This window comes from Serratia sp. 2723, from assembly GCF_050434425.1.
GTDB lineage: Bacteria > Pseudomonadota > Gammaproteobacteria > Enterobacterales > Enterobacteriaceae > Chania.
In genome coordinates this window covers 33,636-59,404 of record NZ_JBNDIN010000009.1, presented here as the reverse complement: position 1 = coordinate 59,404, position 25,769 = coordinate 33,636, and the positions used below count along the sequence as shown (strand labels likewise).

Here is a 25,769-nt window from a genome sequence, read left to right as displayed (position 1 = left end):
CCGAGGCGGGTTTATCTGCAAACCAATCGAAGTACTTAGGCGTAAACCGGGAAGCGAGCGCAAATATCCAGCACTTTCTTCTTGGTACGTTCGATGGTGGCTTCGTCGTTCAGGTTGTCCAGCACATCACAGATCCAGCCAGCCAGTTCACGCACTTCGGCTTCTTTAAAGCCACGGCGAGTCACCGCTGGGGTACCCAGACGGATGCCAGAAGTCACAAACGGGCTCTTCGGATCGTTTGGCACGCTGTTCTTGTTAACGGTGATGTTGGCACGGCCCAACGCGGCATCGGCTTCTTTACCGGTCAGGTTCTTATCTACCAGATCCAGCAGGAACAGGTGGTTGTAGGTGCCGCCGGAAACCACTTTGTAACCGCGCTCCAGGAACACTTTCACCATCGCTTTGGCGTTATCGGCCACTTGCTGCTGGTAAACCTTGAACTCAGGCTCCATCGCTTCTTTCAACGCTACCGCTTTACCCGCGATCACGTGCATCAACGGACCACCCTGGCCACCAGGGAAGACGGCTGAGTTCAGCTTCTTATACAGCTCTTCATCACCACCTTTGGCCAGGATCAGGCCACCACGCGGACCCGCCAGCGTTTTGTGGGTGGTGGTGGTCACGACGTGGGCATGAGGAACCGGGTTCGGGTAAACGCCAGCGGCAATCAGGCCCGCCACGTGTGCCATATCCACGAACAGATAAGCGCCGATGCTGTCAGCGATTTCACGCATTTTGGCCCAATCAACCACACCGGAGAAGGCCGAGAAGCCGCCGATGATCATTTTTGGTTTGTGGGTCTGCGCCTGTTTGGCCAGATCGTTATAGTCAATCTGCCCGGTTTCGTCGATGCCGTAAGGCACCACGTTATACAGCTTACCGGACAGGTTCACCGGTGAACCGTGCGTCAGGTGGCCGCCGTGTGCCAGGTTCATCCCCAGGATGGTGTCACCCGGCTGCAGCAGTGCGGTATAAACGGCAAAGTTAGCCTGGGAACCTGAGTGCGGCTGCACGTTGGCATAGTCGGCACCAAACAACTCTTTGGCACGGTCAATCGCCAGTTGCTCAACGATATCAACGTATTCGCAACCGCCGTAGTAACGCTTGCCCGGATAGCCTTCTGCGTATTTGTTGGTCAGTTGGGAACCCTGGGCCTGCATCACGCGCGGGCTGGTATAGTTCTCAGACGCAATCAGCTCAATGTGCTCTTCCTGACGCACTACTTCCTGCTCCATTGCATGCCACAGTTCGGCATCATAATCAGCAATGTTCATTTCACGCTTTAACATCCGGCATCTCCTGACTGAAATCAGCTAGCTTTCCCCTATGGATTTCAAGCTGCAGCTAGGCGACAAGCTATCTCATCCCCAGGAGCTTACTTTTCGTAAGTGACTGGGGTGTGATAGTGCAGGTAACAACGCTGCAGCTTGAAAGACGACGGGGATAATTTTACCCATATGGGTTCTGGACCACAGTGTAAACCGTTTCGGCCTGTCGAAGATAGGTCTTGACAGAGGTTTTTACGCAAACGATTGGCATCAGGTGGCGTAAGGCTTTGAACCCTTAAAGGCCGCCTTTTGGCAATGGAGTTTTACTCATCAACAAAATGCGCTTTTTTCATGTTCTGTGAAGGCGATCGACGGTTAACAACCCCGTAACAACAACAGGGATATTTACAAGCATGGGAGAATTTTATAAGATGTATTTAAAATACATCTATTAAATAAGCACCACAACGTCTGCCAAGGAGCCTCACCATGCTGGATAGTCAAACCATCGCCACCGTTAAATCTACCATCCCCCTGTTAGCCGAAACCGGCCCCAAACTGACCGCCCACTTCTACGATCGCATGTTTGCCCATAATCCTGAATTGAAAGATATTTTCAATATGAGCAACCAGCGTAACGGCGATCAGCGCCAGGCGTTGTTCGACGCTATCTGCGCTTACGCCAGCAATCTGGAAAACCTGGCCGCCCTGCTGCCTGCGGTAGAACGCATTGCCCAGAAGCACGCCAGCTTCAATATCCAGCCCGATCAGTATCAGATTGTCGGCCAGCACCTGTTAGCCACGTTGGACGAAATGTTCAGCCCTGGCCAGGAAGTGCTCGATGCCTGGGGAAAAGCCTACGGGGTACTGGCTAACGTGTTTATTCAGCGTGAAGGCCAGATCTATCAGCAAACGGAAAAGAGTGACGGCGGCTGGCGTGATTTACGTGCCTTCCGCATCGTGAAAAAACAGCCGCAGAGCGAAGTCATATCCAGTTTTGTATTGGCACCGGTAGACGGTGGCCGCGTGGCCGATTATCAGCCGGGCCAGTATCTGGCGGTCTATATTAACGATGACAGCCTGCAACATCAGGAGATCCGCCAGTATTCACTCACCACCGCATCGAACGGGGAATATTACCGTATCGCGGTAAAACGTGAGGAACAGGGCGCCGTTTCCAACTTCCTGCATCAGCAGGCCAAAGAAGGCGATATTATTCATCTCGCGGCACCACACGGCGATTTCTTCCTGCAGGTGGAACCTACTACACCGGTGGCATTAATCTCGGCAGGCGTTGGCCAAACGCCAATGCTGGGGATGCTTAACACCCTGCACAACCATCAGCATCCGGCCAACATCCACTGGCTGCATGCTGCAGAAAACGGCTCAGTGCATGCTTTTGCCGACGAGGTGGCGGATATCGCCGGGCGCATGCCTAATCTGAGCCGTCATGTCTGGTACCGTGAACCTAATGCCGATGATGTGCAGGGCCGTGATTATCACAGTCAGGGCCTGATGGATCTGAGCACGTTGCGTAGCGAGTTGAGCGATCCGCAGATGCATTACTACTTCTGTGGCCCGGTGCCGTTTATGCAACACGTAGGTAAGCAGTTGCTGGCGATGGGTGTGGAAGCCGAACGTATCCACTACGAATGCTTCGGCCCACATAAGGTACTGTAAGACTCTAGTCTTTTGGTAACATTATCAGGTGCGAATGTTATTGATTAATTTGCGTGCCAAGTGCGGGTGCCGAAGAAACGGTGCCCGCGATAATAATCAACGATATTGTCAGTTTGACATCAATCTCAAATCAACAACCTCCTTAGTGTTATTCCCCTTTCAGCTATCGTTTTTAAGCCGACACTGTGGTAAATCTACGCCCCATTGATAAGGACTTTGCATGGAGCACAAGGATGAGCCAGCTTTCAGCAGCCCGCTTTATTTTCGCCAGCAATCTGATCAGCCACACTCGCCATACTCCCGTCAGGCTAATAAATTTTTTGGCAGCCATACCCGTTCATTCACGTTGTTAATTATGGAAAGTGTACGTTGATCGCATCAATGGACTCACTATTGGCGTCATCTTCAAGGAGGAGCACAGATGCAACAGACCGTACAGGACTGGGTAAGAGAAACGGCGGGTACACAGTTGTATGCCATCCTCGCTAATACTCATGGCGCACAAGGTATCAAAGCCTATTATCGGGAAGACGGCAACCGCACACCTTTCGGGCTTTACGCCAATACGCCCTATGCCAACTGGTTCGAAGTGATGCCGGTGCTGGTGCAGCTTAACGAAGGCAGCCCATTCTTACGCTGGGTGGCAGATACCCCTTTACGCAACTGGGGCTGGCTGGCACGTTCACCGTTGCCACAGGCTGCCCTGGCGGACCATCTTGCGGGCTTGACCCAGGTGATCATGCCCAGCGGTAAAGCGGTGTTTTTCCGCTATTGGGATGGACGCTATCTGCCGGCTTACCTGCGCTACTTTGGCGATGAGTGGCGCTCTATCCTGCCTGTGTTCTCCGATTACTGGGTAAATGGTGAAGTATTTACCTGCCCGGTAGACCCTTCTGCGCAGGCCCTGATTAGCCCCTGGTGGCAGGTGCCCCAAGGGATGGTGGATGCACTGCTGGATGAAGATCCGGAGCCGCTGATCGCCAACCAACTGACCTGGCTGCGCGAGAATGAGTTTGAACTCTATCAAGCCGTGCCGGAACCGGTGTTGCGCCAGATAGCGCTGCGGCTTTACCCACAGGTCTGGCAACAGACGCCAGATCCGAAGAAGCGAACCGCCCGGTTGTCCCAGGCGCTGGTTGATGCGCTGAGCCGCCGTACCCATCCGTTCGAGGTGATCACCCCCAACGTTTCCTCTTTTCGACCGTGAGTAATGGACTATGACGACCGAATATATTGCCAGTATTGATAATGAATTACTGAGCTTCAAGAACAAGATCCTGATCACCCAAGAGTATCGGCAGATTGTCAAGGACTGGTCCGTCGCCAGCCGTATTTCCGGGTTAGCCGGTGGGCCGACGCTGGAGATGGAGAAAACCCTGCGGCTCAACGACAGCAAAACGGCGGTCTCGGAAAACGATCGCAGCTTTGAGAGTAGCGTAGTGACCTGCCCGAAAAGCGGCGAGATCAAGGTGGCCCTCGCCTATGAGTCCACACTTGAACTGCCTATCCCCGATGTGACCATCGAGATCTATGAAGACGTCAGTTATGGTATTGACTCCAAGGTGGCGACCCAGCAAACCGATGAGCAAGGCGTAGCGCGCTTTCCCGGCCTGACGGCAGGCAAGAAATATTACGTTAAAGCCACCGACACCCAGCTGGAACAGCATAATGACCAGATGCTGCAAGCCTATGACGGCCTGATGCTGGAGATGTACGACACTTTGTCAACGCAATGGCAGACCTACAGGCCGCAATGGCAGTTGAGCCCAATCAATGCCGGCTTGTTGAACGCGCTGGGTGACGGATTGTACAACGGCATGTTTGGCCTGTGGGATGACGTGAAACTGGCCTACGACGTGATCACCGACCCCGCAAAGTACGGACAGAAAATCTATGCGGAAGCGGGTAAGTATAAGGATCTGATCACCCAGTTAGATGAACAGAAACTGAAGTCCCTGCTGGAAGGCAGCAAGCAGATGGCCCGCGAGCTGTTGGCGCTGTTCAATGATGAAGCTGCGCTGTACCTGTTTATGCGTTCGGTGGCACTGCAAGTGCGTATGTATCCCTGGGGTGCGCTGTTGGAACCGATGGTAAAGATAGGGGGTTCCATTATTGGTGATGCGCTGGTCGGCATTGTCTTCGGGGCGCTGCTGACTCTGGTGACCGCAGGGTTAGGCTTGGCGTTCCTGGTTTATAAGGTAGGCAGCTTGCTCAAGAAGCTGGGCAGCGCCATGCAGTCTGTCTGGCAGGGGCTGAAGACGATTCTGTTTGCCACCCTGGAACTGGTCAAACGGTTCTTTGAAAAGACTCGCCAACTGAACCTCAAGCGCCAGGCCAATGCCAAGTTGAAGCAGGATCGGAAAAACCAACTGGGGGCATCAAACCATACTGGTCTGGTGGATAACTCAGGCACGGTGAAAAACAACCCCGCGACAAATGCGGCTGACCAGCCCACGGTGAACTCGCAGTGCACCCCCGGCACCGGCTGCCCGGTCTCGCTGATCAACGGCGAAGAGTTGCTTACTCTGGACGATGGGCAACTGATTGGCCTGACACCCTTTATCTTCCAGCGTCAGTACCGCACCACCGCAGTCGAACGCACGTCGGTATTTGGTTTTGGCTGGAGCCATAGCCTGCAACATCAGGTGGAGTTTATCGGTGATGAACTGCACTGGACCGATCACCAGACCCTCACCACCATTCTGCCGTTACCTACCCAGGTTTCCCCAAGCGGGCTTAACTATGTAGCCGGGGCCGCCGCCTATCTGGACGAGGAGCCCGATAGCTACTGCCTGATGGCCGGTAGCATGGAAGGCTGGGTGTTGCATGTGCATCGGGTTACGGGGCAAACGACCGGGCGCATCACCGCCCTTTCACACCGCCAGTTGCGGTTGACCCTGCATTATCACGATGGCTTACCTGTTCGGCTGGAACATCCGGCTGGTGCGGCATTGCAGTTCAGCTATCAGGAGCTGCCTCAAGGCTGGCGCCTGACGCAGCTGAGCCTGACCCCTGAGTCGGGTCGGGAAGAGGCTCTCCACCCGCTCATGACCTATGAGTACGATGAGCGGGGACAACTGAGTGCCGCTATCAATGCGGCCGAGGAAGCCGAGCGCTATCAGTATCGTGATGATTATGTATTCAGCCTGCGGCAGTTGGCTGGCGGGGCTGAGTTTTACTGGGAGTGGCAAGGGGAAGGCAAACAAGCCCGTGCGGTGCGCCACTGGAGCAACCTGCCGAACCTTGACCAACGTTTTCTGTGGGATGAACAACCCGGGGCCGTCACCCTCGTCCATCAGGACGGTTCACGGGAGACCTGGCAACATGACACCCGCTTTCGCCGCCTGATAAAGAAGGTCGACCCGGACGGCGCGACCCACCTCAATGAATACGGTGAACGCGGTGAGCTGCTGAGTGAAACCGATCCGTTGGGCAATCGCACCGAATATGGCTATAACGGTGAACTGCAGTGCACCTGGGTGCGAACTCCTGACGGACAGGAGACCCAATACCGTTATTCGCGTGGCCGGGTAGTAGAGAAAACCACCTGGAGCCTCGATCAGGAGGACAAGCTCCGTGAACGGTATCGCTACGATACGCAGGGCAACCTGACGGAGGAAACCGATGCATTGGGCAATACCTGCCACTACCTGTGGTCTGCACAAGGGGCACTCAACGAGGTGCAATACCCGGATGGCAGCCGCGAGCGCTTTGTCCGCGATGGGTTTGGCCAGGTGCTGGAACACCATCAGCGCAACGGGCTGACCCACTATTATCGTTACAACCTGCTGGGGCAAGTGATCCGGCACAGCGACAGCCCACTGGACGAGGCCGGGGTCAACGGCACCCGTTATACCTGGAATGCCGCCAACCGGCTGGAGGCTATTCACGCGCCTGACGGCACGGTGCGCCACTACCGGTACAACGCCTACGGCAAGGTGACCAGCGAGCGTGATGAAAAGGGGCTGACCACCCAATACGAATACCATCCAAACTCCCATTTGGTGAGCCGAGTCATTTATCCCGACCTCAGCCAGGTGGAATACCGCTATGACAACCCGAAGAACTTCGTCAGCGACATCATCAACCAGAACGGCGAACACCATCGGCTGGCCTATCACCCCAACGGGTTGGTGAGTGAAGAACACACCGTTGACGGACGCCACTTCTTCTATGACTACGACCTGAACGGACACCTGACCCAGCGCACCGAATACGGCACCAGCCAGAGTAAACAGACCGCGCTGGTCACCCGCTATGAGCGGGACGCTGCCGGGAGACTGGTTCGCAAGGTGTTGCCGGACGGCAAAGAAGTCAACTACGGCTATGACAGCTTTAACCGCCTGCAGCTGGTGGACGACGGGCATTGGCCGCTGGCATACGGTTACGATGAAATTGGTCGTCTGACGGAGGAGTATCAGGGCTTCGCCAGCCTGTTTTACGGCTACGACAGCGCAGGTAACCTGACACGCCAATGCCTGCCCGACGGCAACATTCTGGCCTACCAGTACCAACAGGGGCAGGTCTCGCGTATTGCGCTTAATGGTCAGGTGCTGAGTGATCACCAATATCGCGGTGAGCAGGAAATCCGACGTATCACCGGCGAGGTGGTGAGCGAGTTTGATTACGACGGGCAGCAACGCCTGCGCCATCAACGGGCTACCGCCGTGGTACAGGCAGAAATGGAGGGTGACGCCCCGGACGTAACGCCGGTGATGCAGCGCCGCTACGAGTACGACCCGGCAGGCAACCTGACGCAAATCCTCGACCCGCACAAAGGCAACCGGGAATACCGCTACGATAAGCAACATCGCCTGACCGAAGCGCTGCACCACCCGATAGCCTACCCCGAAGCCTTGCCGCAGGCGCTGCGCTGGAGGGGTATCAGTGAACAGTTTACGCACGATGCAGCGGGTAACGTATTGGGGAACGATGCTGCCTCCCGTGGGACGAAAGTCCGTGGCAACCTGCTAAAGCAGAAAGGCGATGTGCGGTTCGAGTATGACGAGTTTGGCAACCTGACACGTGAAGTGCGCAGCACCCAGCCACTGTGGGTGCGGGAGTTCCGTTATGACTGCCAGCACAGGTTGGTGGAATTTATTGAACAACGGCAGGGGCAGAAAACCCACTTTGCCTATGCCTATGATGCCTTTGGTCGCCGCATCCAAAAACAGGACCTGCTGGCCCAACGGCCTGATGCCCTCACCCGTTTCTTCTGGCAGGGTGAGCGGATGGTGGCAGAATGCGCCGACGATGATAATATCTTTACGGCGGACGACCCCAAACCGGCGCACCTGGCAACGTATAAAAGCTACCTGTACAGCCCCGGCAGCTTTGTGCCGCTGGCACAGTTGTTGGGTAAAGGACGCAAGTCGGAGATTTACTTCTACCTGAATGACCATCTGGGCACCCCGCAGGAACTGGTCAACGGCAAAGGACAGATTGCCTGGAGCGCGGCGTACCGCGCCTACGGCAATCTGGCGGTAGCGTTCGTTGAATCTGTGCCGCAGCCGCTGCGTTTTCAGGGGCAGTACTTCGACGCGGAGAGCGGGCTACACTATAACCGGTATCGTTATTACTCGCCGGAGACCGCAAGGTTTATCACGCCTGACCCGATTGGGTTGGCCGGTGGGCTGAACCAGACGCAGTATGTGCCTAACCCTACCGGGTGGGTGGATCCGCTGGGGTTGACTAGCGTTCCTGGAGATTGCCCGGAGACATTTGGTAAATATAGGCCTGACCGCCCATTACCTCGGGATAGCTATGGTAATCCAGTACCTGATGTCGAACTTCCGCATACTCAATTGGGGACAAAAAAGGGGCGAAAAGGGGAGTATACTCAAGCCAGAGAGTGGGGATACGATGATAATGGGAAGTTAGTCCCAATACGAGATATTGACTTCACAGATCATGGCCGCCCTAAAGAACACCCTAATCCTCATCAACACGATTATCTTCCAAACCCTACGGGAGGTACTCCTCAACATGGGCCTGCAGTAGAATTGGTGATGCCAAAATGAATATTATAAAAGGAAAAATGTTTTCAGATAATGGAATGAAAATTAAACTATCTGATTTATTAGCAAAAATACCAAAAAATGAATGGACATGGTGTATTTATGAGTTTGAAGGAGTTGGGGTTGCGCCCTTTGGCCTTTCAATGCCTGAGTTCGAGGACTTGGTTTTATCTAAAGATACTGGATTTGAATTGACTTGGGATGAGATGATTTTATTGGCTGAATCATTAATAGATATCATGTCATGTACATTGGCTGCTGTCACATCCCCAATGCCATATAGTTGTATAGAAAGTAACGAGCTAGATAATTGCATGGTATTATTGAGAGTTTTTGATAGTACCACATGGGAAATAAATATGTATTACTAACCCTTTAACAAATTGCGTCAATATTGGCCGCTGGCATACGGTTACGATGAGGCCGAGCTACTGGCAGGGTAAACGGATCGTGGCAGAATGTGCCGACGATGATGATATCTTTACGATGAGTGACCCAAACCGCCGCACCTGGCGACCGATAAAGCTACATGTACAATCCCGGCAGCTTTGCAGTTGCCGGGAAAAGGCGCGGCGCAACTACCTGAATGACTACCTGAGCCCCCACAGGAACTGGTCAACGGCAATCTGGTGGTAGCATTCATTGAGTCTGTACCGCAGCCGCTGCGTTTTCAGGGACAGTACTTCGACGCGGAGAGCGGGCTACACTATAACCGCTATCGTTATTATTCGCCGGAGACAGCCCGATTTATCACCCCTGACCCGATTGGGCTGGCCGGTGGCCTAAACCAGACGCAGTATGTGCCTAACCCTACCGGGTGGGTGGATCCGCTGGGGTTGACTAGTGTGAAGAGAGGGTGCCCTCCGGACTCAGATATACCGGCTGGGGTGAAGACGGGTGAGCCAGAAATTATCGAGGTAAGTCCCAAGATTCTCGTCTCTACACAAGGTAAAGACGAAATGACTGGCTCGGTTATTAAAAAAGTGAAAAAAAGCATTAAAAATGATGGATTTGACTATAGTAAACCTATTGATGTTTGGAGGAATCCAGGGACTAACCGGCTTGAAATCCAAGATGGCCATCACCGTACTGCCGCAGCATTGGAGCTAAAATTAGATAAGGTTCCTATTAGAATATGGGGCGAGGATTAACAATGAGTTATAAATCTTTTTATATTTTACCTTCAATGACTAAAAAAACACTAACAAAGCATGGATGGGATTTTGAGTCTAACATAGGGCTCCCTGATAATTTGGAAAGCGAGCTTATTATTGCTTTAGATTTGGAATTAATTGAAAGTTACTCTGGAGTGAATGATTACAAGGGGGATGGATTTAAGGTGACTTGTATAAAGAATGATGACTCTGATATTGAAAGTGTTTACTTTAGAGTTTATAGTAAAGAATTCAATGGATTAGTTGATTTCGTTAGCTCACTATTCAAAGATAATGATGATATGGAGTTATTCGTTCCATCGCATAAATGAAGCTTACCCCGGAAAGATTCACCTGATCTTTCCGGCCCTTTTTGGCAACGTCAAGTCATTGTATGACAAGCCCTACGGGCAGGGAATAGGCTGGAATTGCTGGGTAGAGATAGTACTTTGAAGCAGAAAACGGGTTGTACTATAACGAAAAAATGGATGGATATGAAGTTAAGTTTGACAAGAACAATCCAGACAAACCTTTCACCGCATTTCCTACGGAGAAAAAATAATATTAAAGGATCCAGATATCGATTTACCTTACAGCCCGGATATGTATTATTTTTTATACGGGTTTGATGTTTATGAAAAAGATGAAGGGTTTGTTAAAGACTTGGGAAGCCATGATCCTAACAACGTTATAGACAGGAGAAATCTGATAGTTAATTATTTTATTGGTAAATTTAACTATCTATCTTATCGTCATAAATATGTGCTTGTAAAAATACTGAACGATGCAATAAATAACGAAAAATATAATTTTTCTAAAATAATAAATAGCTACGAGGATGATTACTCTTGTCTTCCTTGGAGTTGGGATATTAAAGATCCTCGCGTTTTCTTTGAGGATATATTAAGGATAGCTAAAGAGTATTGGAAGGATGAATTACAAAAAGCAAGTCTAGAAGATCAATGCAATTGGTGAATTATTTATAAAAATTATACTCGTAATCTGGTTGATTTTTATGATTACGTTGAGACAAGGAAAGTTTCGGGGTGCTGGATACGATCTACGCACCTCTAAGATTTACTACTACCTGAATGACCACCTGGGCACCCCGTAGGAACTGGTCAATGGCAAAGGACAGATTGCCTGGAGCGCGGCGTACCGCGCCTACGGCAATCTGGCGGTAGTGTTCGTTGAATCTGTGCCGCAGCCGCTGCGTTTTCAGGGGCAGTACTTCGACGCGGAGAGCGGGCTACACTATAACCGGTATCGTTATTACTCGCCGGAGACCGCAAGGTTTATCACGCCTGACCCGATTGGGTTGGCCGGTGGGCTGAACCAGACGCAGTATGTGCCTAACCCTACCGGGTGGGTGGATCCGCTGGGGTTGACTAGCGTGCCGGGAGGATGCCCTCCAAACTCAGATATACCGGCTGGGGTGAAGACGGGTGAGCCTACAGCACCCAGCACAGATAATAAAGATGTTCAATGGTCACCTCATGGCTATAAGCATTCATCACCGAAAAACTCTTCATGGAAAGATATTATAAAATCGACTAAATTAGGCCCCGCAAAATATAAACCAGGCACTGACATAGAGGCACTGGAGCGTTCAGTTTATAGCACTGGACAGGTTGTAACCAATGGAAAACCATGGAAGGTAAAAGATCTAGGTGAAGTAATTGGTGCTAGCGAGGGAAAACTGAGTCAATGGATGAGAGTTGAAGAAAGTGCAGGGACTATACACGGACACCCTATATCACGCAGTGAGTTTTTGAGGCTAACTAAAATATGATATCAACTGACTTTTCACATAAAAATGGAGTTGTCACTTTTGATAATCTCTTCTTGGATGAAAATAAGCCTCTTATTGATCAACTAGATGATCTTAAAGAGGATATGCTTCAGGTTGAGTTTCCTAATGCGTACCTTCTTGATGTTGGATGGACTCCTTCGTTTAATATAGATGGTAAGTTTAAAATTGTACTTATAAAAGATTATGACTGGCAAAAACCGGTCTACACAGGAGTCGCAACTAACGTAAAAGATTTAGAGAGGGAAATGTCGCTAGCGGTATCTGAAATACCAACTGGCTAAGCAAGTTTTGGTTTTGAGTCCCAGATAAACAAAGTGCGTCGACGATAATAATATCTTTACGGCCGACGCTCCAAAACCGGCGCACCTGGCGACCTATAAAAGCTACCTGTACAGCCCCGACAGCTTTGTGCCGCTGGCGCAGTTACTGGGCAAAGGACGCAAGTCAGAGATTTACTACTACCTGAATGACCATCTGGGCACCCCGCAGGAACTGGTCAACGGCAAAGGACAGATTGCCTGGAGCGCGGCGTACCGCGCCTACGGCAATCTGGCGGTAGTGTTCGTTGAATCTGTGCCGCAGCCGCTGCGTTTTCAGGGGCAGTACTTCGACGCGGAGAGCGGGCTACACTATAACCGGTATCGTTATTACTCGCCGGAGACCGCAAGGTTTATCACGCCTGACCCGATTGGGTTGGCCGGTGGGCTGAACCAGACGCAGTATGTGCCTAACCCGACCGGATGGGTGGATCCGCTGGGGCTGGCTAGTGTGCCTTGCGATGACGTGACGCCTAGCAACCCAATGAAACAACATGTTCTTGATAATATTGAGGCAAGTAAGGCTGCTAGAGAATTGTCAAACATGGGCGGTTTACCACCACAACCAGGAAATAGAACTCGTGAAGGCTTTATGAAAGAACATGTATCACAAGATAGAGAAACTGGTTTATATACAAATTCCCCTGGGTTTAATAACAATAATGGAAATATTGGTGGGCAGTTTAAACGCTTTGGACTTGATTCTCATGGAGGGATAAGCCCTCATGTACATCAACCTATTCGAAATGTATCTCCTAAAGATGGTTCTATATATGGTTCGCAAGGCTCAAAAACTGGTAATGGAGGTGTCACCTCGCCAACAAACAAGGATATTAAACAGCTATATCTTCACATCTACAATGGGAAATACACTCAATGAAGAAGATTGAAAACTTTGACTGCACTCAAATGATTTCATTTGAGCACCATCATGAAAAAAAACCAGAATTGCTTGGTTTGTCAAGTTTTGAGAAAATCGGCTTTGATATATTACTTGATGAAAATATAAGGCAAGTAAAAAAAACATACTTCCAAAGAAGTGAAAATGAATACTTCATAGAACTTATAAATAAAGAATTTTCTGGAGAATTTGAGGGTTGGGTTGATTTCGACACCCCCCCCCAAATAATTGTTGACTTTGCATGTGAAATAATTGATTTTTCAAAAAAAAACAATCTATCTAAAATTAGAATTTTTTTAACATTTTTCGCTGAAAAAAACGTCACAAAAGATCATACTGTTTTATGTAATTCCGATGAGCTTCTAAATGCTTTTTTTATAATGTCAAAAAGCAACTTTGATATATGGGTGGATAATTTAATTATTAATTTTATATCTCCGTAATCATTGAAGGTGCTTAATTTTGTTTACACTGAGGAGCATGCTTTCCACCATAAAGATATTTATCACCGTCGAAAAATAGGTAGTAAATAAAATTTTCGAATGTAAGTGATTGTACGAGTCCCCCCTGGCAGCGTTGTGCCGCTGGCGCAGTTGTTGGGCAAAGGGCGCAAGTCGGAGATTTACTACCACCTGAATGACCATCTGGGCACCCCGCAGGAACTGGTCAACGGCAAAGGACAGATTGCCTGGAGCGCGGCGTACCGCGCCTACGGCAATCTGGCGGTAGCGTTCGTTGAATCTGTGCCGCAGCCGCTGCGTTTTCAGGGGCAGTACTTCGACGCGGAGAGCGGGCTACACTATAACCGGTATCGTTATTACTCGCCGGAGACCGCAAGGTTTATCACGCCTGACCCGATTGGGTTGGCCGGTGGGCTGAACCAGACGCAGTATGTGCCTAACCCGACTGGGTGGGTGGATCCGCTGGGGTTGACTAGCGTTCTAGGGGGGTGTCCGCCTGATACAGCAGAAAAGACAGCTAGTGCGGTTAATTTAGGGGAACCGGACATCCCGACAGTAGAGTTAAATCCTCATGAAGTAAGATACAGCCAAAGTTCAGTAAACAATGCTGGTGGTTTAACAAAGAGTATGAACGAGAATGGTTGGAAGGGAGATCCAATCGATGTGGTAAGAATGAGCGATGGAGGATTAACAACCATAGATAATACCCGTGTTTTAGCTGCATCTCGCGCCAATGTGAATGTTCAGGCTCGAGTACATGATGGAAACTCACCTTTGCCGACTGAATTTATTGAACGATTTACGACTAAAAAAGGTGTACCTGTTACATGGGAAGATGCAATCATGCTACGAATTGGAAAACAAAATTCCGGATATAGAAATACATATCCTAATGGCTCACCAATTATAGGCTCAATAGAATAAATGAATAATTTTCTTACGAAAAACGAACTTCCTGAATGGTTTGAATACCCTATTGAATTCAATAGAATTGCAGACCAAGGGTTGCTTGATTTTGACCCATGGATAATACTTCAAGGAGAAAGGCTAAGAACTCGTTATGATGGAATAAAATCTAGGTATCCATCAAGGCAACTAGTTCCATTCGCGAGGCGTGAGGATAATGATGATATTGCATGTTGGGAGAAAGATAAACTAGGACGAGTGATTATCATTCATGATTTCTCTAACGAAGGGTATGAGAATGTTATTGAATTTAGTGGATTTTGGGATTGGCTTCGTAGTGCATTAGAAGCTACCATTGAATATGATGGAGAATAAATGACCAGACGCGAAATTTGGATGGCGAATTCTATCGTTATAATGTAACAAAATTATAATGGTACTCACGTGTTGATTTATGTGTGTTCAAATAAATGAATTTTTTCAGCCGGGGACAAACCGTCCCCGAGCGTATGTTCAAGTTACCCTAGGTTAGGCGAATCCGTCATTCACTCACAGATAAACTTCACCGGCACAGTAGCCGTTAACCAAACACCATTATCAGCATGGTAAAAATTAAAGCCATTTTGGTGCATGGCCAATGCATCAATTGTTAACACTACAGCTTTACCATGCCGTTCGCCAACCGCTGTCGCTGTAGTTATATTAGCGGATAGATGCACGTACTGACGAGACCCTGCAAGCAAGCCGTTTTGATGAATTGAATTGATAAAACGTGTTGCCGTGCCATGATAAAGATACTGCGGCGGAGTTTTTTCCTCATACTTGATATCCACCAGTGGTGAGGAGTGCCCCTGTATAGCACGGATATAACAGCCATCATCAGAAATAGAGAAACGCTTCTTGTCGCTATTCTCCACAACCAATTTTATTAACTGCAAATCAAGTATCCTACCCTTTTGGGTTGCACAGGTGATAAGCGAGTCGATGCTTACCCACCCCTCGCTGTCCAGAGTTAAACCGATAGACTCTGGTTGATGACGTAATACATAACTTAAAAACTTACTTACTTCTTGATTTTGACTACTCATTTCACATTCCTTGTTGTTAACATCAGCATATTACCTAGTCATCTATGGTCGGAGTCAATAAAGATATCAAAATTGGAGTGATTATGGGCTTTGTTGAATAAATCGAACTTTTGCTGAGTTGAAGGATCAGATCACGCATCCTCTGACAACACAGGCAGTCCCGTGGCAAAGCAGAAGTTCAGGATCACCAACTGGCGCACTTACAACCAAGCCCTTATCAATCGAGGCTCCATGACTTTCTGGCTGGATGACGAGGCTATTCAGACCTGGTATGAGTCAGCAATACCTCCATCACGGGGGAGACCTCAGCGCTATTCTGATCTTGCCATAAAGAACGCCGTCGTATCTGGCGGAAGCTGCATCTGGTCGTTGACAGCAAAACACATGAAGTCATCTGTACGGAGCTGTCACTGAACAATGTGACCGATGCAGAAGCCTTCCCGGGTCTCATCAGGCAGACCCACCGAAAAATCAGGTCAGCGGCAGCGGACGGGGCTGATGGCACCCGATTATGTCACGATGAACTGCGCCGTAAGAAAATCAGCGCTCTCATCTCTCCCCGAAAGGGAGCAGGTTACTGGCCGGGTGAGTACGCAGACCGAACCGAGCGGTTGCTAATCAGCGGCTGAGCGGGAGCAATGCGCGATGGAAATGGACAACGGAGTATAACCGTCGCTCGATAGCGGAAACAGCGATGTACAGGGTAAAACAGTTGTTCGGTGGTTCACTGACGCTGCGTGATGACGATAGTCTGGCGGAGGCTATGGTGCGTGCGCTGAACAAAATGACGAAGGCTGGTATGCCTGAAAGTGTGCGTATCGCCTGACTGGCGCCAACCTGCTACGGGATGCTTATTCCAAACAGGATTTATTCAACAAAGCCCACGCCTGACCCAATTGGGCTGGCCGGTGGGCTAAACCAGACTCGAAACAAACCAGTGAAGTGGCTAAAGTTGTTGGGGTCGAACATGTTCGACCCCAATGAAACAGAAACAGGAACAGCATGGCACATCGGAATGCCTTGTTATTTAGCCAGCTTCCGAGCATCCCGAACCTGCTCCGCCGTCACCGGCGCAGCCTGGTTCCCCCAGCTCCCACGCAGATAGCTCATCAGATCGGCAGCCTTTTGATCGTTGAGCACCCAGCCATAACCCGGCATAACGATCGCCGTAGCATGTTGGGTGACCGGCGTGTGAGCCCCTTCCAGCACCACGCGCAAGGCAGTCAGCGGATTATCCGCCGTCACCGACAGATTGCCCACCAGAGCAGGGATCACATTGCCGCTCCCCTCCCCCTTATTGCCATGGCAAGTTGAGCAGTACATCGCATAGGTCTGACTGCCAGAAGCCATACTCGCGCTCGGTACCGTCGTGGTTACAGCCGGTTTCGGTGCCTTTATCTCCAGGCTATGTACATACTGCGCGATAGCCTGTAAATCGCCATCGCTGAGGTATTGCGTGCTGTGCGTCACCACATCACCCATCGGCCCGGCCACAGCCGCATGTTGGCTACGGCCGCTTTTCAGTAGCGCAACCACATCATCCGGCTTTAACCCACGCAGGCTCGGGGCATACCAACCATCCAACTCTGCGCCACTCAGGAACTCAGGGGATTGGTTATCCAGCCCTTTTTCCTGCATCGCCCAGCCGCGCGGGGTATGGCAACTGCCACAGTGGCCCAACCCCTGCACCAGGTAGGCGCCGCGATTCCATTGGGTGCTTTGCTTACTGTCTGGCTGATAGGTTTGGTCTTCATGGAATAGCGTATTCCATACCGCTAGCGGCCAACGCATGGACATTGGCCAGCTGATATCGCTTTCCCGGTTGGCAGTGTCTTGCGCCGGGACTTCATGCATCAGGTAGTCATAGAGAGCGCGCATGTCCTGCTCGCTCATTTTAGCGTAAGAGGTATAAGGCATGGCGGGATACAGACGATGCCCATCTTTGGCCACGCCCTGCCGCATGGCACGGTCGAACTCTGCAAAGCTATAGCTGCCAATCCCCTGCTGTTTATCCGGTGTGATATTGGTGGCATAGATATCCCCCACCGGCGTTGGGAACTTCATCCCACCCGCCAGTTCCTTGCCACCCGGAGCCGTATGGCAAGCCGTACAGTCCCCTGCCTTGGCCACGTATTCACCGGCGGACATGGCGTGAGCCGAGCCACCAGCCAGTAACAGCATCAGATACAACGGACGTATTGTCATACCCCCTCCTTGGCAGCCACTTTGCCGTAGGCCAGTTCATTCACTGCTCGCCAAGCCTGATCGATCGCCGAGTTGGCATAGGGGCTCCAGTCGGAATCGGAATTGGCAATGACGATCTTGCCGATCGGCTGCCGTGCGGTTTCGATGACCTTTTGGGATTCCTCTTCATCATCAAACATGCCGTTGAGGAAATAGGAATAACCGTGTGACCAACGGTTGACGGTGATAGCCTGAATATCTCGCTGATGATCAAATCCGGCGGCACCCAACATGCCCTGCAACTGCTCACGGATCATCTGCTCATGCACCTCAAACGGGGTTCCTAGCAACAACGCTCGTCCTTTGCGTGACTGTTCACGCGGGCTAAGGCCGCTGCCGGGCAAGGTCGGCACATACACCATATGCAGCCCGATAGGCTGGTTTGGATCGCGCGGGTGCTGATATCCCCCCATGTTTACCGGGTAGTCCAGTTTCACCCGGCTATAAGGCGCGGTCGGGGAATAGACTTCGTGCACCCCAAGTTTGATAAACGGCTGCCAGTTGCGGATCACCACCTTGCTGTATACCAGCGGTGATTTGACGTTCTGCTTCAGCGCCTCCTGCTGCTCGTGAGACATTTCCGGGATCAGATAAGGGATCATCATGTTGTAACCGGCCATCACCACCTGCCCGGTGCGAACCTTGACCATCTTCTCGCCGCTGATATAGGTCACCTCGGCCTTATCGCCCACGTTGGCCACATGCAACCCGGTGCTGTTCAAGCGTAGTTTAACCGGCGACTCAGGGTGATCTAACTTGCTGTAATCGAACTGCGCCAGGATCACGTCGTTCATATCTTTGCCGCCCGGGGCCACCGCCGGGATCAAATGACGCACCATCAGGCGAGCCAGCGTGGCATTGCCATCCGGGAAGTGGAACACATAGGGATCGTCGAGATCGGCCTGCGATTCCTCATCCAGAGGCGGCAGGTTCATGCCGTTCAGGCCCGGTAGGTCACAGATACGGGCATCACTGCATGAGGTTGCATCAATGCCGACGGCCTGAAAATCGTTGGTGGTCTGCTGGAAATAGCGGATCGCCATTTCGCTCAGCCCCACTTTCTCGCGCAGGAACTGGCTATAGCTGTGCTTGTCCAACCAGGCTACCTTCTCTTCCTGGCTCATGCCCGGCAGGTAGTCTTTTTCGACGGTGTGCAGCGCAATCAAGGCCTGACGATCGGCCTGCGGCAACGGGAAGTCGTTGATAAAATCTTCATAAGAGCGACCATTGAGGCGATCACGCGGGATATCATCCGCCACCACTCGGCCCGGATCGCCACTGACCACCTTATCCACGCCAAAATTCTGGCGATCGAAATAGACGCCACGGCTGAGATTCAGATCCGGGTAGAAAGTGGTGTCGAAGGCCTGTTCCATACCGTCCAGGCTGACGCCCAGGTTTTTCAATAGCCCCATGGCGACCGGGCTGAAGTTGGAACGCGGCGACTGTAACGATTCGCTGCCCCCGTAGCCAAGGAGGGTGCCGTTCTCGCTGCTGAATTCGTTACGCTTGGCGTGACCGCCAAAGTCATCATGGTTATCAATCAGCAAGATACGTTGCTGTTTGCCCTTCATCTGCTGCCAGAAACAGGCCGCCGCCAGGCCGCTGATCCCAGCGCCAACGACCACCAGATCGAATTCTTCCTCGATCGGCAGGCTGCCAAAATCAAAGGTTTTGCCATCACGCCCCAGTTGGTGGGCATGTTCGAATGAGCCAGGGTGATTGCCACGCAGGCCAGTTAATGCGGGTGGGTAATACAGGGTATGATGGGCGGCTTGCGGCGATGCGCGCAGGATCTGCATCGGCGTTAGCCCGGCGGCGATGGTGATCGCCACCCCATTAAGAAAATCGCGACGGGTGATAGCCATAAAAGCTTCCTTTTATTCTTTATTATTATCAGGCCAGCCGAAGCCAGCCTGAGAGCCGCGTTATTGTGCGTATAAATCCTGCCAGATCAAGCAGATTAGTGTTTGAACATCACGTGGCGAATGGCGGTGTAATCCTCCAGCCCGTACATCGACATGTCTTTACCATAGCCGGACAGTTTCTGCCCGCCGTGCGGCATTTCGCTCACCAGCATAAAGTGGGTGTTGACCCAGGTGCAGCCATACTGCAAACGCGCGCTCAGGCGATGGGCACGCCCTACGTCCCGCGTCCACAAGGAGGAAGCCAAGCCGTAATTGGAGGCGTTGGCCCAGGCCAGCACCTGCGCTTCGTCGTCGAATTCCGTCACCGTCACTACCGGGCCAAACACTTCGCGCTGGACGATTTCATCTTCCTGGCGTGCGCCTGCCAACAGCGTTGGTTGGAAATAGAAGCCAGGGCCAGCGACTTTTTCGCCCCCGGTGACCACCTGGATATGAGGCAGTGCTTTGGCTCGCTCAACAAAGCCAATCACTCGCTCCAGATGCTGGGAAGTGATCAACGGCCCTAATTCGGTACTGCTGTCTTCCGGAGGCCCGATCTTCAAGCTGGCCACCGCTTCACCCAGCGCTTTCACCAGTTGTGGGTAAATGCCTTTTTGAGCATAGATCCGGCAGGCGGCTGTGCAATCCTGCCCGGCATTGTAAAAACCGAAGGTGCGGATACCGTCAACAACCTGCTGGATATCGGCATCATCGAAGACGATTACCGGCGCTTTGCCTCCCAGCTCCATATGGGTGCGTTTAATCCCAGGTGCGGTGTGGGCAATGATATGCTCGCCGGTAGCAATAGAACCGGTAAGAGACACCATGCGCACCTTGTCATGGCCGGTCAGCACATCGCCCACGCTGGCACCACGGCCAAACAACACGTTGAGTACGCCCGGCGGAAACACGCCAGCGGCCAGTTCGGCCAGCTTGAAGGTGGTTAGCGGCGTCTGTTCAGAAGGTTTGATCACCACGCAGTTCCCCGCCGCCAACGCGGGTGCCAACTTCCAGGCGGCCATCATCAGCGGGTAGTTCCAGGGAGCAATCGAAGCCACCACACCCAGCGGATCGCGGCGGATCATCGAAGTGTGCCCCGCCAGATATTCACCGGCCGCCATGCCACTCAGGCAACGGCTGGCACCGGCAAAGAAGCGGAAGACATCGGCCACCGCAGGCAGTTCGTCATTCAACGCGCAGTGATAAGGCTTGCCGCAGTTGAGGGATTCCAGTTTGGCGAAGGTTTCCGCATGTTGGTCAATCACGTCCGCCAGAGCCAGTAAGTGTTCGGCACGCTCTTTCGGGGTGGTTTGCCCCCACTGTTCAAACGCCTCATCGGCGGCCTGCACGGCCTCTTCAACCTGCTGTGCGCTGGCCTCGGCCACCTGCACAATCACTTCTCCCGTCGCCGGGTTGTAGACCGGCAACTTTTCGCCCTGGCCGGTAACCAGTTGACCATTAATCAGCAGTTGGCTTTGCATAGGGTTATCCTTTGAAAATGTTGGCGTAATTCGGTGCCTGCCTTTATGGCAAACACCTCGTTATTCATTCTTGGAAATACAGTTCCCATCCCCAATGGATTTCAAGTCATAGCCAGGCGGCAAGAGCGTAAATCCCCAGGAGCTTATACAAAATAAGTGGCTGGGGTTTACGCTCGCAGCCAACAACGCTATGGCTTGAAAGACGAAGGAGGTGTTATTTACCGCTGCCTGCAACGCTTTCTCCGCCTTTGGTCAGGTAGTACGCGCCCAGGATCGGGAACATCGTCAATACCATCACCGACAGAGCGACCACGTTGGTGATCGGCACATCACGTGGGCGGCCCAGTTGGTTCAGCAACCACAGCGGCAGCGTACGTTCGTGCCCGGCGGTAAAGGTGGTCACGATGATTTCGTCGAATGACAGGGCAAACGCCAGCATCCCCCCCGCCAACAGTGCCGAACCCAGATTCGGCAAGATCACGTAACGGAAGGTCTGCCAACCATCAGCCCCCAAATCCATCGAGGCTTCGATCAGGCTGTGTGAGGTACGGCGGAAGCGAGCGATCACGTTGTTGAACACGATCACCACGCAGAAGGTGGCATGACCGATGACGATCGTCATGATCCCCGGTTCGATATTCAGCGCCTTGAAGGCCGCCAGCAGTGCCAGACCGGTGACGATCCCCGGCAAGGCGATAGGTAACAACAGCAGCAACGAAATGCTGTCCTTGCCGAAGAAATCCCGGCGATACAGCGCCGCAGCGGCCAGCGTGCCGAGCACCAGCGCAATTGCCGTGGCCAGGCAGGCGATCTGCACCGAAAGCAGTACCGCATCAATAATGTCCTGCCGCCCCGCCGCCACGCTGAACCAATGCAGGGTAAAGCCCTGCGGTGGGAAGCTGAATGCCGCGTCTTCGGTGTTGAAGGCGTACATGGCGATAATCACTATCGGGAAGTGCAGGAAGATCAGACCACCCCAGGCGGCCAGTTTCAGCCCTAACGGCGCGCGTTCAGAGTGCATCGAAGGCCCCCAGGCGTTTCACAATCGAGAGATAAATGGCGATCAGGACGATCGGCACCAGCGTAAAGGCGGCCGCCATCGGCATATTGCCGATCGCCCCCTGTTGGGCATACACCATGCTGCCGATAAAGTAGCCCGGCGGCCCCACCAGCTGTGACACGATAAAATCACCCAGCGTCAGTGAAAAGGTGAAGATGGAACCGGCTGCGATACCCGGCACCGCCAGCGGCAGGATCACATAGCGAAACGTTTGGGACGGGCGCGCGCCCAGATCCGCAGAAGCGTGCAGCAACGAAGGCGGCAAGCGCTCTAACGCCGCCTGGATCGGCAAAATCATGAACGGTAGCCAGATATAGACAAACACCAGAAAGCGCCCAAGGCCGGAGGTAGATAATGTATTGCCCCCTACGCCGGGAATGTTCAGGATGCTCGCCAATACCGGCTCCAGCCCCATATGTTGCAGGAACCACTGCGCCACACCGTCTTTCGCCAGCAGCAACGTCCAGGCATAGGCTTTAACGATGTAGCTGGCCCACATCGGCATCATCACGGCGATATAAAAGAACGCTTTCACTCTGCCGCTGGTATAACGGGCCATATAGTAGGCGATTGGGAATGCCAATACCGCACTGGCCAGCGAAACCACCACCGCCATGGTCAGCGTACGCACGATGATGTCGTAGTTGGCCGGGTTGAACAACGCGCTCAGGTTGGCGAAGGTCAGATCCGGCGTCACCGTCATGGTGAAATCGTCGAAGGTATAGAAGCCCTGCCACAGCAGGGTCAGCAGCGAACCAAGATATACCGCCCCAAACCACAGCAGCGGTGGCACCAGCAACAGCAGCAGATATAGCGTTGGCTTGCGGTACAGGTAGGTTGAAATCGCGCGAATTTTACCGCCGGGCGCTGTCGGCTGCTCGATGCTCATGTCCATCTCACCTCTCCTCCAGCAGCGGTACCATTGCCTCTCTGGCCCAACAGGCGGTGACCGGCTGACCGATCAGGCGCTGCTGTGCCACGGCCTGCCACTGCGGGTTAGCCTGGCTGACCAGCAGTTTCTCACCGCTGCTCAGGGCGATTTCATAGCGTGTCGCCGCCCCTTGGTAATGGATATCCTGCAAGGTGCCTTGAACCTGCACTTCCCCCTGAGTTGCGCCGCTTTGATCCAGCAGGCGGATATGCTCCGGGCGGATCGAGAAGGTGGCCGATTGCCCCAGCAGCCGCTCCGCCAGCTCGCTGCGTACCACGTTGGACGTGCCGACAAACTCGGCAACAAACGGCGTTCTTGGCCGCATATACAGTTCGCGTGGCGTGTCTACCTGCTCAATACGGCCATTGTTAAACACCGCCACCCGATCGGACATCGACAGGGCTTCGCTTTGATCGTGCGTGACGAAAATAAAGGTGATACCCAGTTGGCGTTGCAGCTTCTTCAACTCCCCCTGCATCTGCTCACGCAGTTTCAGATCCAGCGCTCCGAGTGGTTCATCCAGCAGCAGTACGCGTGGGCGATTGACCAATGCACGAGCCAGGGCCACGCGCTGACGCTGGCCGCCGGAAAGGTGTGCCGGTTTACGTTCGGCGGCAAACCCTAACGCCACGCTTTCCAGCGCCTGGTTTGCCCGCGCCAGCCGCTCACGCTTGGCAACGCCTTTCACCATCAGACCGTAGGCCACGTTCTCCAGCACCGACATATGCGGGAACAGCGCATAGTCCTGGAACACGGTATTCACATCGCGCTGATAAGGCGGCAGATTGCTCGCCTCTTGCCCATGAATACGGATGGAGCCGGAGCTTAGTTGCTCAAAACCGGCGATCAACCGCAGGCAGGTGGTTTTACCCGAGCCAGAAGGCCCAAGCATGGAGAAAAACTCGCCGTCCTGTATTGCAACAGAAACCCGATCTACGGCGCGAACATCGCCGAAAATGCGCGAGACATCGATAAATTGCACAGCAATGGTCATGATGTACACTCCAAAATGTTGCCCCTCCCCCCAACCCTCTCCCACAGGGAGAGGGAGCCGTCAGGCACTCGTAGGTTAGAACAGTGGTGGTTATCTACCACCCGTAATGGCGATATAGTCCAGCAGTTCACCCAACCTCTCTCAAAGGGAGAGGGAGCCGTCAGGCACTCGTAGGTTAGAACAGTGGTGGTTATCTACCACCCGTAATGGCGATATAGTCCAGCAGTTCACCCAACCTCTCTCAAAGGGAGAGGGAGCCGCCAGGCACTCGTAGGTGAGAACAGTGGTGGTTATCTACCGCCCGTAATGGCGATATAGTCCAGCAGTTCACCCAACCTCTCTCAAAGGGAGAGGGAGCCGCCAGGCACTCATAGGTGAGAACAGTGGTGGTTATCTACCGCCCATGATGGCGATGTAGTCCTGGGTCCAGCGGCTATAAGGGACGAACTTGCCGCCCTCGGCCTGTGGCGTTTTCCAGAAAGCAATCTTGTCGAACTGGCTGAAGCCGTTGGTTTCACACCCTTTGTCACCGAGCAAGGTGCTGGCTTTGCAACCCGCTGGAACCGCCGGTAACGAACCAAACCAGGCAGCGACGTCACCTTGCACCTTCGGCTCCAGCGACCAGTTCATCCACTGGTAGGCGCAGCTAGGATGCTTAGCCTCGGCATGCAACATGGTGGTATCAGCCCAACCGGTAACCCCTTCTTTCGGGAAGACGGTAGCGATAGGCTGGCCTTCGCCTTTCAGGGCGTTGGCCTGATACGGCCAGGCACTGGAGGCCACCACGCCTTCGTTTTTGAAATCGCTCATCTGTACCGAGGTGTCATGCCAGTAGCGATGGATCAACGCGTGCTGGCTACGCAGCAGTTTCAGTGCCGCCTGATACTGCTCTTCGTTCAGTTGGTAAGGGTCGGTGATGCCAAGCTGGGGTTGAGTCGCTTTCAGGAACAGAGCCGCATCGGCGATATAGATTGGGCCGTCGTAAGCCTGCACCCGGCCCTGATTGGTCTTGCCGTCCGGCAGGTTTTGCTGCTGGAACACCACGGCCCAGCTGTCTGGCGGCGTCGGGAAGGTTTTGGTGTTATACATCAGCAGGTTTGGCCCCCACTGATACGGCGTACCGTAGGTTTTCCCCGCCACGTTGTACCAAGGGCCGTTTAGCAGGCGTGGATCGATATTCTTCCAGTTAGGGATCAGCGCGGTATTGATTGGCTGCACGCGTTTGCCGAAGATCAGGCGCAGCGAGGCATCGCCGGAAGCGGTCACCAGATCGTAACCGCCTTTCGCCATCAGGCTGACCATTTCATCGGAGGTCGCAGCGGTTTTCACATTCACCGCACAGCCGGTCTGTTTCTCAAACTGGGTCACCCAGTCGTAATTCTTGTCGGACTGACCCCGTTCGATGTAGCCAGGCCAGGCGATAATGTCCAACCGCCCTTCCCCTTTGCCCAACTGCTGTGGCGTATCGGCGGCCTGAGCCATACCGCAAAGGATCGTCATACAGAGCGCGGTGACTGTGGTGATTGCGTGTGTTTTTCCCATCGTAA

The 25,769-nt window shown here is 52.6% G+C and carries 22 protein-coding genes and 2 pseudogenes; 15 read left to right on the top strand and 9 right to left on the bottom strand.

The window, feature by feature from the left end; translation table 11 throughout:
* Nucleotides 1-35 precede the first annotated feature (35 nt).
* A complete protein-coding gene (glyA, locus tag ABIE29_RS14860; protein ID WP_024529358.1) occupies nt 36-1,289 on the bottom strand; it encodes a serine hydroxymethyltransferase in 1,254 nt (417 codons plus the stop codon).
* Nucleotides 1,290-1,757: 468 nt separating this feature from the next.
* Here glyA and hmpA point away from each other — a divergent pair, with 468 nt between their 5' ends.
* From hmpA to ABIE29_RS14790, 14 genes and pseudogenes are all read left to right on the top strand, one after another.
* Nucleotides 1,758-2,948, top strand: a complete 1,191-nt coding sequence (gene hmpA, locus ABIE29_RS14855; protein ID WP_429619498.1) for an NO-inducible flavohemoprotein — start codon at nt 1,758-1,760, stop codon at nt 2,946-2,948.
* 421 nt (nt 2,949-3,369) lie between these two features.
* Nucleotides 3,370-4,155: a DUF4123 domain-containing protein gene (locus ABIE29_RS14850; RefSeq protein ID WP_429619497.1), complete on the top strand. Its 786-nt coding sequence runs from the start codon at nt 3,370-3,372 to the stop codon at nt 4,153-4,155.
* 10 nt (nt 4,156-4,165) lie between these two features.
* A complete protein-coding gene (locus ABIE29_RS14845; protein ID WP_429619496.1) occupies nt 4,166-8,968 on the top strand; it encodes an RHS repeat-associated core domain-containing protein in 4,803 nt (1,600 codons plus the stop codon).
* Nucleotides 8,965-9,336, top strand: a complete 372-nt coding sequence (locus ABIE29_RS14840; protein WP_051363183.1) for a hypothetical protein — start codon at nt 8,965-8,967, stop codon at nt 9,334-9,336. Before ABIE29_RS14845 ends, ABIE29_RS14840 begins: the two co-directional genes overlap by 4 nt.
* Nucleotides 9,337-9,621: 285 nt before the next feature.
* A pseudogene (locus ABIE29_RS14835) lies at nt 9,622-9,807 on the top strand (RHS repeat-associated core domain-containing protein); the annotation flags it as partial.
* 117 nt (nt 9,808-9,924) lie between these two features.
* The gene (locus ABIE29_RS14830) at nt 9,925-10,116 is read left to right on the top strand and encodes a ParB N-terminal domain-containing protein (RefSeq protein ID WP_429619632.1); all 192 of its coding nucleotides are present in this window, start codon (nt 9,925-9,927) and stop codon (nt 10,114-10,116) included.
* A 2-nt stretch (nt 10,117-10,118) separates the two neighbouring features.
* The gene (locus ABIE29_RS14825) at nt 10,119-10,451 is read left to right on the top strand and encodes a hypothetical protein (RefSeq protein WP_429619495.1); all 333 of its coding nucleotides are present in this window, start codon (nt 10,119-10,121) and stop codon (nt 10,449-10,451) included.
* A 271-nt stretch (nt 10,452-10,722) separates the two neighbouring features.
* A complete protein-coding gene (locus ABIE29_RS14820) occupies nt 10,723-11,094 on the top strand; it encodes a hypothetical protein (protein WP_429619494.1) in 372 nt (123 codons plus the stop codon).
* A gap of 142 nt (nt 11,095-11,236) precedes the next feature.
* Nucleotides 11,237-11,911, top strand: coding sequence for an RHS repeat-associated core domain-containing protein (locus ABIE29_RS14815; protein WP_429619631.1), 675 nt, complete (start codon nt 11,237-11,239; stop codon nt 11,909-11,911).
* Complete coding sequence (locus ABIE29_RS14810) at nt 11,908-12,213, top strand: hypothetical protein (RefSeq protein ID WP_429619493.1); 306 nt, start codon at nt 11,908-11,910, stop codon at nt 12,211-12,213. The genes ABIE29_RS14815 and ABIE29_RS14810 overlap by 4 nt, the downstream gene beginning before the upstream one ends.
* A gap of 127 nt (nt 12,214-12,340) precedes the next feature.
* Nucleotides 12,341-13,129, top strand: a complete 789-nt coding sequence (locus ABIE29_RS14805; protein ID WP_429619492.1) for an RHS repeat domain-containing protein — start codon at nt 12,341-12,343, stop codon at nt 13,127-13,129.
* Complete coding sequence (locus ABIE29_RS14800) at nt 13,126-13,593, top strand: hypothetical protein (RefSeq protein WP_429619491.1); 468 nt, start codon at nt 13,126-13,128, stop codon at nt 13,591-13,593. The genes ABIE29_RS14805 and ABIE29_RS14800 overlap by 4 nt, the downstream gene beginning before the upstream one ends.
* 135 nt (nt 13,594-13,728) lie before the next feature.
* Complete coding sequence (locus ABIE29_RS14795; RefSeq protein WP_429619490.1) at nt 13,729-14,535, top strand: RHS repeat-associated core domain-containing protein; 807 nt, start codon at nt 13,729-13,731, stop codon at nt 14,533-14,535.
* Complete coding sequence (locus ABIE29_RS14790) at nt 14,536-14,892, top strand: hypothetical protein (RefSeq protein ID WP_429619489.1); 357 nt, start codon at nt 14,536-14,538, stop codon at nt 14,890-14,892.
* A 170-nt stretch (nt 14,893-15,062) separates the two neighbouring features.
* On the opposite strand, the gene ABIE29_RS14785 is transcribed toward ABIE29_RS14790, so the two are convergent.
* Entirely contained in the window at nt 15,063-15,605 is a 543-nt protein-coding gene (locus tag ABIE29_RS14785; protein ID WP_429619488.1) for an RNA 2'-phosphotransferase, read from the bottom strand.
* A 118-nt stretch (nt 15,606-15,723) separates the two neighbouring features.
* Between ABIE29_RS14785 and ABIE29_RS14780 the strand changes: the two are divergent.
* Nucleotides 15,724-16,431: pseudogene (locus ABIE29_RS14780) on the top strand (transposase).
* 197 nt (nt 16,432-16,628) lie between these two features.
* Here the strand turns inward: ABIE29_RS14780 and ABIE29_RS14775 are convergent.
* The 7 genes from ABIE29_RS14775 to ydcS form a co-directional block, all read right to left on the bottom strand.
* On the bottom strand, nt 16,629-17,810 hold the full coding sequence (locus ABIE29_RS14775) for a c-type cytochrome (protein WP_429619487.1): 1,182 nt from the start codon (nt 17,808-17,810) through the stop codon (nt 16,629-16,631).
* The gene (locus ABIE29_RS14770; protein WP_429619486.1) at nt 17,807-19,717 is read right to left on the bottom strand and encodes an NAD(P)-binding protein; all 1,911 of its coding nucleotides are present in this window, start codon (nt 19,715-19,717) and stop codon (nt 17,807-17,809) included. Before ABIE29_RS14770 ends, ABIE29_RS14775 begins: the two co-directional genes overlap by 4 nt.
* Before the next feature lie 95 nt (nt 19,718-19,812).
* Nucleotides 19,813-21,237 carry an aminobutyraldehyde dehydrogenase gene (patD, locus tag ABIE29_RS14765; protein ID WP_429619485.1) on the bottom strand — a complete coding sequence of 475 codons (1,425 nt, stop codon included), beginning with the start codon at nt 21,235-21,237 and terminating at the stop codon, nt 19,813-19,815.
* A gap of 214 nt (nt 21,238-21,451) precedes the next feature.
* A complete protein-coding gene (locus ABIE29_RS14760) occupies nt 21,452-22,258 on the bottom strand; it encodes an ABC transporter permease (RefSeq protein ID WP_071683930.1) in 807 nt (268 codons plus the stop codon).
* Entirely contained in the window at nt 22,248-23,192 is a 945-nt protein-coding gene (locus ABIE29_RS14755) for an ABC transporter permease (RefSeq protein WP_429619484.1), read from the bottom strand. Before ABIE29_RS14755 ends, ABIE29_RS14760 begins: the two co-directional genes overlap by 11 nt.
* A gap of 1 nt (nt 23,193) precedes the next feature.
* Nucleotides 23,194-24,222, bottom strand: a complete 1,029-nt coding sequence (locus ABIE29_RS14750; protein WP_429619483.1) for an ABC transporter ATP-binding protein — start codon at nt 24,220-24,222, stop codon at nt 23,194-23,196.
* Between the two features lie 390 nt (nt 24,223-24,612).
* Nucleotides 24,613-25,764 carry a putative ABC transporter substrate-binding protein YdcS gene (gene ydcS, locus ABIE29_RS14745; RefSeq protein ID WP_429619482.1) on the bottom strand — a complete coding sequence of 384 codons (1,152 nt, stop codon included), beginning with the start codon at nt 25,762-25,764 and terminating at the stop codon, nt 24,613-24,615.
* Between the last annotated feature and the right edge of the window lie 5 nt (nt 25,765-25,769).

Coding starts and splice junctions, on each gene's coding strand:
- glyA (WP_024529358.1), bottom strand. CDS start 1,289: ATGTTAAAGCGTGAAATGAACATTGCTGATTATGATGCCGAACTGTGG.
- hmpA (WP_429619498.1), top strand. CDS start 1,758: ATGCTGGATAGTCAAACCATCGCCACCGTTAAATCTACCATCCCCCTG.
- ABIE29_RS14850 (WP_429619497.1), top strand. CDS start 3,370: ATGCAACAGACCGTACAGGACTGGGTAAGAGAAACGGCGGGTACACAG.
- ABIE29_RS14845 (WP_429619496.1), top strand. CDS start 4,166: ATGACGACCGAATATATTGCCAGTATTGATAATGAATTACTGAGCTTC.
- ABIE29_RS14840 (WP_051363183.1), top strand. CDS start 8,965: ATGAATATTATAAAAGGAAAAATGTTTTCAGATAATGGAATGAAAATT.
- ABIE29_RS14830 (WP_429619632.1), top strand. CDS start 9,925: ATGACTGGCTCGGTTATTAAAAAAGTGAAAAAAAGCATTAAAAATGAT.
- ABIE29_RS14825 (WP_429619495.1), top strand. CDS start 10,119: ATGAGTTATAAATCTTTTTATATTTTACCTTCAATGACTAAAAAAACA.
- ABIE29_RS14820 (WP_429619494.1), top strand. CDS start 10,723: ATGTATTATTTTTTATACGGGTTTGATGTTTATGAAAAAGATGAAGGG.
- ABIE29_RS14810 (WP_429619493.1), top strand. CDS start 11,908: ATGATATCAACTGACTTTTCACATAAAAATGGAGTTGTCACTTTTGAT.
- ABIE29_RS14800 (WP_429619491.1), top strand. CDS start 13,126: ATGAAGAAGATTGAAAACTTTGACTGCACTCAAATGATTTCATTTGAG.
- ABIE29_RS14790 (WP_429619489.1), top strand. CDS start 14,536: ATGAATAATTTTCTTACGAAAAACGAACTTCCTGAATGGTTTGAATAC.
- ABIE29_RS14785 (WP_429619488.1), bottom strand. CDS start 15,605: ATGAGTAGTCAAAATCAAGAAGTAAGTAAGTTTTTAAGTTATGTATTA.
- ABIE29_RS14775 (WP_429619487.1), bottom strand. CDS start 17,810: ATGACAATACGTCCGTTGTATCTGATGCTGTTACTGGCTGGTGGCTCG.
- ABIE29_RS14770 (WP_429619486.1), bottom strand. CDS start 19,717: ATGGCTATCACCCGTCGCGATTTTCTTAATGGGGTGGCGATCACCATC.
- patD (WP_429619485.1), bottom strand. CDS start 21,237: ATGCAAAGCCAACTGCTGATTAATGGTCAACTGGTTACCGGCCAGGGC.
- ABIE29_RS14760 (WP_071683930.1), bottom strand. CDS start 22,258: ATGCACTCTGAACGCGCGCCGTTAGGGCTGAAACTGGCCGCCTGGGGT.
- ABIE29_RS14755 (WP_429619484.1), bottom strand. CDS start 23,192: ATGGACATGAGCATCGAGCAGCCGACAGCGCCCGGCGGTAAAATTCGC.
- ABIE29_RS14750 (WP_429619483.1), bottom strand. CDS start 24,222: ATGACCATTGCTGTGCAATTTATCGATGTCTCGCGCATTTTCGGCGAT.
- ydcS (WP_429619482.1), bottom strand. CDS start 25,764: ATGGGAAAAACACACGCAATCACCACAGTCACCGCGCTCTGTATGACG.